Source organism: Chitinophagaceae bacterium (assembly GCA_007695095.1).
Lineage (GTDB): Bacteria > Bacteroidota > Bacteroidia > Chitinophagales > REEL01 > REEL01.
The window spans coordinates 1-2,714 of record REEL01000051.1; the positions used below are offsets into that span (position 1 = coordinate 1).

Below are 2,714 nucleotides of genomic sequence, written 5' to 3' on the forward strand. Positions count from 1 at the left end.
ATAAAGTAAAGCCTTTTGCTCCTTTTAACGATAACTTTATTGTCTATCCTATGGCTATTATGGACTCTTGCTATATAGGCTTAAAAGAAAGAAAAAGGGCTCTAATCAACTTAATTGAAGAAACCATAAAGAATAATGCCATCCTGGTTATAAACTGGCATAGCAATAATTATAACCCAAAGGACTACCCGGGTTACAGAGATGCCTATATTGATATAATCAAAACCTGCATCAGTTACAATGCTATATTCAATACATTGGCGGGTTTTTATTACGAAAAACAGGCTTAAATTCTCCACATTATAAATTTTGGAAGCAATAGTTACACATCAAATAGATTTTAGCAAGTGGGAGGCTCTTCTTTTAAAAAGTTCATATGCCAACCCTTTCCAAACTCCAGAATTTTATAATTTTTGCAATCAGTTTAAGCATCTCTTATGTAATGTTTTTGCAATAGAAAACAGCATTGGAGAATATGAGGCCGTTTGCCTTGTAACCATTCAAAAAGAAAAGGGCCTTAAATCTTATTTTTCCAGAAGAGCAATTGTTTATGGGGGACCCATATTATCAGATAATTGTTCAGAAGAAGCTTTTGGGGAGCTTTTAAAAATCATGGAAGCAGGGCTTAAAAAGAAGGTAATATACATTGAGGTAAGAAATTATCATAATTATAGTGCTTATAGAAGCATATATGATGGAAAAGAATGGCTGTACCAGCCTTATCTTAATATTAAGGTTCCTCTTGCATTTTCAAGTCCATCAGAAGTTTTAGGCAGCTTTAAGTATAACAGAAGAAGAGAAGTTAAATTGAGTATTAAAGCTGGCTTAACTTATGGAAGTGTAGCTTCCATGGAGGATATTGTTGGGATTTATGATATTTTACAAAACCTTTATACAAAAGAGGTCGGGTTACCTTTACCTCCATTAAAATACTTTGAAGATCTCTGGAAAACAGGATTACTAAAAGTTTTTGCTGTGAAAGATAATGAAAAAACAGTAGGGGGCTCGTTCTGCCTGGTGTTGGACAATCAGGCAATTTATACTTACTACTATTGCGGGCTTCGTGATTATAAACCCAAAACTTATCCAACCCATCTTGCAGTTCTCGCTGCAATGGAATATGGAATAAACAACAATCTTAAGTATCTTGATTTTATGGGCGCCGGACTTGCCAATAAGGATTATGGGGTACGCAAGTATAAAAAAGAATTTGGGGGTGGTGTAGTTGAAGAAGGAAGATTTTTGAAAATTACCAATAAACCACTCTATAAACTTGGTGTTATGGCAATGAAAATTTTAAAGAAAAAGGGATAAAGCATGGCATACGGTAAGAAAAAGAAGAACAATATATTCACCTCCCTTAAATTCAGGTTTGCGCGTATGATTGTCTCAAATTTCCCTCTGAACAGCGTTAGGGTATGGGGCCTCAAACTCCTGGGTTTTAAGGTGGGCAAGCATGTATATGTTGGAAGTGGCTTGATGCTTACTATGTTTAACAGCAAATCAAACTGTGAACTGATTATCGGCGACAGAGTTGCAATTGCTCCCAGGGTTACTTTGATACTTGCAAGTGATGCAAACTGGTCGCGCTTAAATGAGATAATTCCACCTGTTGAGGGAAAGATTGAACTCAAAAATGACTGTTGGCTTGGTGCAGGTGTTTTTGTAATGCCAAATGTTACTGTTGGAGAGATGGCTGTAGTAGCAACAGGTTCCGTTGTAACAAAAAATGTTTCCCCTTATACTGTTGTGGCAGGCGTACCTGCAAAAGTCATAAAAACCTTACAAACCAAAACTCAAGTATAATTCCCAACTATGAGAATCATTTTTGCCTTAGGGCATCCTGCTCACTTTCATCTGTTTAAAAATGTTATTAAAAAATTAGCTGAAAAAGGAGCCGTCACAAAAATACTAATTACAGATAAGGACATACTTAAGAAGCTTCTGCATGAGCATGGTTTCTCTTATACGATTATAGCACCAAGAAAAAATCGCGAAACCATCTTATATAAAGCCATAAAAATTTTCAAATCAACATTCTCATTATATAAAATTGTAAAGAGTTTTAAACCCACGCTAATGATTGGGAGCTTAACGCAACCATCTTATATTTCTGCAATAACAGGTATTCCATATATCTTCACCGGGGAAGATGATATTTCCTATACCTTCTTGCAATGTGCTGTAACCTACCCTTTTGTTTCGCATATACTCGCTCCTGAGCCCACCAAAGTAGGTGTTTTTAAGTATAAGAAAGTCTCCTATGCTGGTTATCAAAAGCTTTCTTACCTCCATCCCAATGTTTTTACGGCTTCTGATGCAGTGTTAGAATCAAATGGAATAACGAAACCTTTTTATCTTATCAGGTTAGTAAACCTGAATGCATATCATGATGTGAATATCAAAGGTTTATCAGGTAATGTACTGGACAGTATCATAAATAAGCTTGAGAAAAAAGGCAGGGTTTTTATCACATCTGAAAAACCCTTGGGTATGAATTATCAAAAATATGAACTGCCAATTCAGGCAAAAGATATTCACCATCTTTTGTATTACGCAGATATTTATATAGGAGATAGTCAGAGCATGGCAGTTGAAGCAGCAATGCTAGGCACTCCTTCAATTAGATTTAACGATTTTGTTGGAAAAATCAGCGTTTTAGATGAGTTAGAGAAAAAGTATCAATTGAGTGTTGGCATAAAAACAAATGAGCC

At 35.6% G+C, this 2,714-nt stretch carries 4 protein-coding genes; all 4 read left to right on the forward strand.

What is annotated here, in order from left to right:
• The coding region (locus EA412_01110; GenBank protein ID TVR83059.1) for a hypothetical protein at positions 1 to 290 on the forward strand (290 nt) is incomplete at its 5' end.
• 19 nt (positions 291 to 309) lie between these two features.
• Positions 310 to 1,314, forward strand: a complete 1,005-nt coding sequence (locus EA412_01115) for a peptidoglycan bridge formation glycyltransferase FemA/FemB family protein (GenBank protein ID TVR83060.1) — start codon at positions 310 to 312, stop codon at positions 1,312 to 1,314.
• A 3-nt stretch (positions 1,315 to 1,317) separates the two neighbouring features.
• A complete protein-coding gene (locus EA412_01120; GenBank protein ID TVR83061.1) occupies positions 1,318 to 1,806 on the forward strand; it encodes an acyltransferase in 489 nt (162 codons plus the stop codon).
• 9 nt (positions 1,807 to 1,815) lie between these two features.
• Positions 1,816 to 2,714 (forward strand): DUF354 domain-containing protein (locus tag EA412_01125; GenBank protein ID TVR83062.1); only part of this gene is annotated, 899 nt, incomplete at its 3' end.